This window comes from Deinococcus aquaedulcis (genome assembly GCF_019693445.1).
GTDB lineage: Bacteria > Deinococcota > Deinococci > Deinococcales > Deinococcaceae > Deinococcus > Deinococcus aquaedulcis.
The window spans coordinates 147,256-153,405 of the sequence record NZ_JAHRBL010000008.1; the positions used below are offsets into that span (position 1 = coordinate 147,256).

The following is a 6,150-nucleotide window of genomic DNA, read 5'->3' on the forward strand; positions in this document are numbered from 1 at the left end:
GGCTGCGCCACAATGGCCCCATGAGTGATCCTGCTCCGGGCTTTCGTGACCGCGTGCTGGCCCTGGTGGCCCAGATTCCCCGGGGCCGCGTGATGACCTACGGGCAACTGGCCCTGCTGGCCGGGCAGCCCGGCGCCGCGCGGCAGGCCGGGTACGTCCTGAACAGCCTGATGGAAGGCTCGGACCTGCCGTGGCAGCGGGTGATCAACGCCCAGGGCCGCGTGAGCACGCACAAGGTGGGCTTCGGCGACCTGCAGGAGGGGTTGCTGCGCGCCGAGGGCGTGACGTTCGACGAATCGGGCCGCTGCGACCTCGCGCGGCTGCAGTGGTGGCCCGAGGGGACCCCCCTGGCACCGCCCCCCAGCCTGCTGTAAACGCGGCGCGCATGAAGAAATGCCAACCCTGCTCTGCCGGAACGTCCCCGGGCGGGCGGAGTATGCTCCCGGCATGAACGCACGGAATCGAACTGCTGGCAGCGTGCTGTCCTGGGCGCTGGGCGTGACGCTGGGGGTCATCCTGGGCATCGCCATGCTGATCGTGACCCCTCGCCTGATGGCCAAGCCCACCCTGGCCGCCACGGGCGAGGGACAGACCGAGGCCTCGGGCACGCCGTCTGGTGGGGCTTCGGGCTCGGCGGGGGCCGCCAGTGGCCGGGAAGCCGCTGGCAGCAACGAAACTGGCGACGCCCAGGGCGACCAGGGTGAGGCCCAGGACAGCCGCAACCAGGGCGAAGACCCCGCCACCGCCGAGGGCGAGGAACCCACCGACCAGCAGGAAGACGCTGGGGCCGGCAGCGGCGCGGCCGGCCCCGGGCAGGAGCAGGCGGGCACCGCCCAGACCGGCGGCGAAGCGGGCGACACCCAGGCGGCTGGCGCGGCCCAGGCCGAAGGCGAGGGCGGCAACGTCGAAGCCGGCCGGACGATCTACTCGGCCAACTGTGCGGCTTGCCACGGCGCGCAGGGCGAAGGGGCCCTGGGTCCGTCGCTGGTCAACGAGGAAGGCGTGCAGAGCTGGTCGGTGGCCCAGTTCACCGCCACCCTGCGTGAGGGCCGCACCCCCACCCGTCAGCTCAGCCAGGCCATGCCCCGCTTCTCTGAAGAGCAGATCAGCGATCCCCAGGTGGCCGATCTGCTGGCCTACATCAAGACCCTGAACTGAACACAGCGTTCCCCAGCACCCGTGGCCAAGGCTGCGGGTGCTTGCTTTTGGAAGAGGGGAGATGGATGGGCAAGGGCGTGGTCCTGAAGCCATGCCCCCCGACGTATCTGTGTGCGTTCAGTTGGAGCGTCGTGCGGTCACACCGGCAAGGAAGAAGCAAAGCGTTGGCTTGCCGGTGTGTTCATCTGGCGAACTGCTGTCCCCAGGAGCCCTTGGTAAAGCAGAGAGGCGGCGTGTGCAGAGTAGAGCCGCTCACCCCTCATCAAGCCCACGCCAGCCTTCTCCCAGTGTCCTACCTCTTCAAGCGGGATTTGCCGCGTGCTCCACCAGCGTGCCGGCCTCATCTATCGGAAAGTCCATCACCTCGCCGCTCAGGCTGTTGCGGGCCATGACCCCGTGCAGGTAGGCGTGCAGACCCGCTGTGGGCTGCCGGGTGTCGTGAAAGCACAGCACAGTGGGGCCCGCGCCGCTCAGGGCCGCGCCCAGGGCGCCGTGCCGCCACGCCTCGTCCAGAATGTCGCTCAGGCCCGGCACCAGCGGCGCGCGCCACGTCTGGTGTATGTAGTCCTGCATGGCGTGGCGCAGCAGGTCCAGGCGGCCCTGGGCCAGCGCCCCCACCAGCAGCGCCGCGTGCGACAGGGCGTGAACCGCGTCGGCGCGGCTGTATTCCTTGGGCAGCACTGCACGGGCCTTGCTGGTGCTCAGCTCAAAGTCGGGCACCAGCACCGTCACCCCCAGGTGGGCCGGGGGGCTCAGGCGGACGTAATGGGTGCCCAGGCGGTCCAGCGTGGCCACCACAATGCCGCCCAGCAGGGCCGGGGCCACGTTGTCGGGGTGGCCTTCTTCCCGCGCCGCCACGTCCAGTACCGTTTCCGTGTCCAGCGGGCGGCCCAGCAGTTCGTTGCCTGCCACGATGCCCGCCACCAGTGCGGCGGCGCTGCTGCCCAGGCCCCGGGCCAGCGGCACCTCGGTCTCGATTTCCACGCGGGCCGGCGGCAGGGGCCGCCCTACCCGCCGCGCTGCCAGCTGCATAGCCCGGTATACGTAGTTGCTCTCGTCCGCTGGCGTCGCGGCCAGTTCGGGGCCCAGTGGCACCACTTCGGTCACGGCCTGCGGGGTCACGCGCACCGTGGTGTACAGCGGCACACTGAGGCCCAGGCTGTCGAAGCCCGGTCCCAGGTTCGCGCTGCTGGCCGGTGCGCGCACGGTAAAGGTCATGGGGACCTCCTGCGGAGGCCCGTCAAAGGGTCGAGGGTCCAAGGGTCTAAGAACGACCGGGACTCTTCCTTAGACCCTTGGACCCTTAGACTCTTAGACCCTTCACCCCCCCTCATGCCAGGCTCGCCAGCACCGCGTTCATGGTGGCGTCCACAGCGGCGGGGGCCTGCACGGCGCGCATGGCGCTGCCCGGGTCCTTCAGGCCGTTGCCGGTCAGGACCGCCACCACCCGCTGCCCAGGGCTCAGGCGACCCTCGGCGTGCAGCTTCAGCAGGCCTGCCACTGGGGCGGCGCTGGCCGGCTCACAGAAGACCCCCTCCCGTGCCACAAGGTGGTAGGCCGTCATGATGTCGTCGTCGCTGACATGGTCAAAGAGCCCGCCAGATTCCTGCACGGCCGCGCGGGCGAGGTGGGCGCTGGCAGGCGCGCCAATGCGAATGGCGGTGGCCAGGGTCTCGGGCTGCTCGACCCGTTCCAGGCCCCGGGCCAGTGGCGCGGCGCCCGAAGCCTGAAAGCCCCACATGCGCGGCAAGGTCTCCATCTGCCCGGCGCTGCGGTACTCCCGGAAGCCCATCCAGTACGCACTGATGTTCCCGGCATTGCCCACCGGCAGCGCCAGAATGTCGGGAGCGGCACCCAGTTCATCCACGATTTCAAAGGCCGCCGTTTTCTGACCCTGCAGGCGGTGGGGATTGACCGAATTGACCAGGGCGATGGGCCGCTGCTCGCTGATTTCGCGCACCAGCTGCAGGGCTTCATCGAAGTTGCCGCGCACCGCCACGATCTGCGCGCCGTAGGCCACGGCCTGGGCCAGCTTGCCCAGGGCGATGTTGCCGTCGGGAATCAGCACAATGCACTTCAGGCCCGCGCGGCTGGCATACGCGGCGGCGGCAGCACTGGTGTTGCCGGTGCTGGCGCAGATCACGGTATCGGCCCCGGCCTCGGCGGCCTTGGCCACGGCCATCACCATGCCCCGGTCTTTAAAGCTGCCCGTGGGGTTCAGGCCCTCGTATTTCAGGTGCAACTCAATGCCCAGGTGCTCGCTCAGGCGCGGGGCGTGAATCAGGGGTGTGCTGCCTTCACTCAGGCTCAGAAGGGGCGTCTGCGGCGTTATGGGCAGGTAGGCGCGGTAGCGTTCAAGTAATCCAGGCATCAGGGTGGGGCCTCCGTTTCCGGCATGCTACCCAGCCACAGGCTCCCGCGCCCCAGCCGGGGTAAGACAAATGCCCGCGCTTGCCTAACGGCCCCTGGGTTCAGGGCAACCCATCAAGGGGTCAGGCGCACCGATCCGGGCCGCTCGACTCCCCACGTTCTGACTTATTGGTCAGGTCAGAAATGAGCGTTGCCGGGGGCAAAAGTGGCCCCACTCCTTAGCCCAGATTTGGGGGACATCCATCCCACCTTCAACCCCTCTTGAGAAAGTACGGACCTCTACAATTGCCCGTTTGGCGGGGTCGCATGCTGCCTTCACAACGAACGTCATCGTTGATTTCAAATTCGCAGAAGAACCAAGAAAAGGGAGGTCAAGATCATGGGTTGGATTATTACGATTCTCGTGGGTGCTCTGGTGGGGTGGCTGGCCAGCTTGATCATGAAGACGAACGCGCAGCAGGGCGCCATCGCCAACATTCTGATCGGGATCGTGGGCAGCCTGCTGGCCCAGGCCGTCTTCGGCAGCTGGCTCAACATTGGCTCGGCCGACGTGGCCGGCAACGGCTTCAGCTTCTGGAGCATCGTGTGGGGCGTGGTGGGCAGCGTGGTGCTGATTGCCATCCTCAAGGCCCTGCGCATCCTTCGCTAACCCTTGTCAGGCTTTTCTTCCGGGCGGCGCCGCGTGCGCCGTCCATCTTTTTTGGCCTGCGGGCCATAGGGGTGCGGGGCCCTTTGCTTGCAGCGCTGGCCATGTGCTACAGTCGGACGGCTTGTCTGACCTGGGGCCTCGGCGCGGCGCGGTGTCCAACAGCGGAGCGGCGCCCCTGACCCCCAAGGAAAAAGGTTGGACTGAAGAAGGAGAATCATCATGGCGAAAGTGTGCGAAGTGTGCGGCAAGGGGCCGATTGTGGTGAACTCGGTCATCCGCCGTGGTAAGGCCCGCGCAGCGGGTGGCGTGGGACGCAAGGTCACGGGTATTACCAAGCGGGCCCAGAAGCCCAACCTCCAGCCCCTGAAAGTGACCCGTGGCGGCGTGACCCTGCGCCTGCGCGTCTGCGGGAAGTGCCGTAAGGCCGTGGCCTGAACGCAGCCCCTCAACTCCGAAAGTGGCCCCAGTCAGTCTGACGGGGCCACTTCGCTTTGGGTGTGGGCCTTCTTCAGGCGCTGGCTTTGGCCCGGCGTTCGCTCAGCAGGCTCAGGACAATCAGAATGATGGTGCCCATCACCACGCAGATATCGGCGATGTTGAAGATGGGAAAGCCGTCGCCGTACAGCGCCCGCGTCACGCTGCTCAGCAGGGGCGAGTGCAGCATGTCAGTCACTTTTCCCTGTCGCAGACCGTCGATGGCGTTGCCAATGGCGCCCGCTGCAATCATGGCCAGCACCACACTGAGGAGGCGAGGCTGTGGACGCACGGCCAGATACACCAGCAGGCCCAAACCCACCAGCAGTCGCCCCACTGCCAGGGGCACAGCGCTGCCGCTGAACAGACTCCAGGCCGCGCCGGTGTTAAAGGTCAGCTGCCAGTCCAGCAACCCGGGAATAAACGGTTGGGCCGTCCCGTACGGCTGAAGGGTCGCCAACGCCCAGGATTTCAGGGCCTGATCCGCCGCCACCAGAAGCGCGACGATGAGCAGCGGCAGCCACAGCGGCGTGCGGCGCGAACGGTCAGTGAGTGTGGGCACGCCGCGCAGTATAAAGAGCCGCTTTCGGCCCAGTTGGGAGGATCTGGCTCAGGCGCAGCCAGGAGTGGCTGTCTGCAAACGAATGTTGCCTGTTCGTCTGGAGGTTCGCTGTTCTCCCTGGGCCAGCGCGGCACAATAAGAGGTATGGCAAACGTCGAGTCCTTTGATCTGGACCATACCCGGGTCCACGCGCCTTATATCCGGCTGGCTGGGGTCAAGACCACGCCCCGGGGCGACAGCATCAGCAAATATGATCTGCGGTTGCTGCAGCCCAACCAGGGTGTTATTGAGCCGGCTGCCCTTCACACGCTGGAGCACCTGCTCGCCGGTTACCTGCGCGACCACCTGCAGGATGTGGTGGATGTCTCGCCGATGGGCTGCCGCACTGGCCTTTATATGGCCGTGATTGGTGCGCCCAACGAGGAAGGGGTGCTGGAAGCTTTTCAGGCCGCCCTGCGAGACACGGCCGAGCATGACCGCCCCATTCCGGGTGTGAGCGAACTGGAGTGCGGCAACTACCAGGACCATGATCTGGCAACCGCCCGGCAGCTGGCCCGCACGGCGCTGGACCAGGGCCTGAAGGTTCAGGAGACGGTGCTGATCCAGCGCTAAGGGCATCCGAGGGAAAAGGCGGCGGCCGTCAGGCTGCCGCTTTGCTCGTTCCAGACGGCATTTTTTCAGGGGGCATTCAAGCCGAAAGGAGAGGCGAACAGAAGGTGTTGACAAGTTCAGGGAAGGCCTGTATCTTTTCTGAGCCTCAAGCGAGGCGGGACGCATGACAACCGATGAACGCGAGCGAGAAATTGCGAAATCACAGCGCTGAGCGCTGATGAAGAACAGAAGGTCAAGAGAACAAGGGTCCACGGTGGATGCCCTGGCACTGGAGCCGACGAAGGACGCGATTACCTGCGAAAAGCCCCGACGAGCTGGAGATAGG

Annotated in this window: 8 protein-coding genes and 1 rRNA gene; 6 read left to right on the forward strand and 3 right to left on the reverse strand. The window is 66.5% G+C overall.

Annotation, left to right across the window (positions count from 1 at the left end):
• Nucleotides 1-20 precede the first annotated feature (20 nt).
• Both KMW22_RS11530 and KMW22_RS11535 read left to right on the forward strand, forming a co-directional pair.
• Nucleotides 21-374 (forward strand): MGMT family protein, encoded by a 354-nt coding sequence (locus KMW22_RS11530; RefSeq protein WP_221090182.1) that lies wholly within the window; start codon nt 21-23, stop codon nt 372-374.
• Between the two features lie 73 nt (nt 375-447).
• Complete coding sequence (locus tag KMW22_RS11535; RefSeq protein ID WP_221090183.1) at nt 448-1,158, forward strand: c-type cytochrome; 711 nt, start codon at nt 448-450, stop codon at nt 1,156-1,158.
• A gap of 300 nt (nt 1,159-1,458) precedes the next feature.
• On the opposite strand, the gene thrB is transcribed toward KMW22_RS11535, so the two are convergent.
• Nucleotides 1,459-2,376, reverse strand: coding sequence for a homoserine kinase (gene thrB / locus KMW22_RS11540; RefSeq protein ID WP_221090184.1), 918 nt, complete (start codon nt 2,374-2,376; stop codon nt 1,459-1,461).
• A gap of 112 nt (nt 2,377-2,488) precedes the next feature.
• Nucleotides 2,489-3,529, reverse strand: coding sequence for a threonine synthase (gene thrC, locus KMW22_RS11545; protein ID WP_221090185.1), 1,041 nt, complete (start codon nt 3,527-3,529; stop codon nt 2,489-2,491).
• Between the two features lie 378 nt (nt 3,530-3,907).
• Here thrC and KMW22_RS11550 point away from each other — a divergent pair, with 378 nt between their 5' ends.
• A complete protein-coding gene (locus KMW22_RS11550) occupies nt 3,908-4,177 on the forward strand; it encodes a GlsB/YeaQ/YmgE family stress response membrane protein (protein WP_221090186.1) in 270 nt (89 codons plus the stop codon).
• A gap of 219 nt (nt 4,178-4,396) precedes the next feature.
• Nucleotides 4,397-4,612 (forward strand): 50S ribosomal protein L28, encoded by a 216-nt coding sequence (gene rpmB / locus KMW22_RS11555; RefSeq protein ID WP_221090187.1) that lies wholly within the window; start codon nt 4,397-4,399, stop codon nt 4,610-4,612.
• A gap of 73 nt (nt 4,613-4,685) precedes the next feature.
• Here the strand turns inward: rpmB and lspA are convergent, their stop codons facing one another.
• Nucleotides 4,686-5,225 (reverse strand): signal peptidase II, encoded by a 540-nt coding sequence (gene lspA / locus KMW22_RS11560; RefSeq protein WP_328774676.1) that lies wholly within the window; start codon nt 5,223-5,225, stop codon nt 4,686-4,688.
• A gap of 132 nt (nt 5,226-5,357) precedes the next feature.
• Here lspA and KMW22_RS11565 point away from each other — a divergent pair, with 132 nt between their 5' ends.
• Both KMW22_RS11565 and KMW22_RS11570 read left to right on the forward strand, forming a co-directional pair.
• Nucleotides 5,358-5,825: an S-ribosylhomocysteine lyase gene (locus KMW22_RS11565; RefSeq protein ID WP_221090188.1), complete on the forward strand. Its 468-nt coding sequence runs from the start codon at nt 5,358-5,360 to the stop codon at nt 5,823-5,825.
• Between the two features lie 230 nt (nt 5,826-6,055).
• A 23S ribosomal RNA gene (locus KMW22_RS11570) occupies nt 6,056-6,150 on the forward strand; the annotation flags it as partial.

Excerpts from the sequence above, each read along its gene's own strand:
- rpmB (WP_221090187.1), top strand. The coding sequence starts at position 4,397 with ATGGCGAAAGTGTGCGAAGTGTGCGGCAAGGGGCCGATTGTGGTGAAC.
- KMW22_RS11535 (WP_221090183.1), top strand. The coding sequence starts at position 448 with ATGAACGCACGGAATCGAACTGCTGGCAGCGTGCTGTCCTGGGCGCTG.
- KMW22_RS11565 (WP_221090188.1), top strand. The coding sequence starts at position 5,358 with ATGGCAAACGTCGAGTCCTTTGATCTGGACCATACCCGGGTCCACGCG.
- KMW22_RS11550 (WP_221090186.1), top strand. The coding sequence starts at position 3,908 with ATGGGTTGGATTATTACGATTCTCGTGGGTGCTCTGGTGGGGTGGCTG.
- KMW22_RS11530 (WP_221090182.1), top strand. The coding sequence starts at position 21 with ATGAGTGATCCTGCTCCGGGCTTTCGTGACCGCGTGCTGGCCCTGGTG.
- thrC (WP_221090185.1), bottom strand. The coding sequence starts at position 3,529 with ATGCCTGGATTACTTGAACGCTACCGCGCCTACCTGCCCATAACGCCG.
- thrB (WP_221090184.1), bottom strand. The coding sequence starts at position 2,376 with ATGACCTTTACCGTGCGCGCACCGGCCAGCAGCGCGAACCTGGGACCG.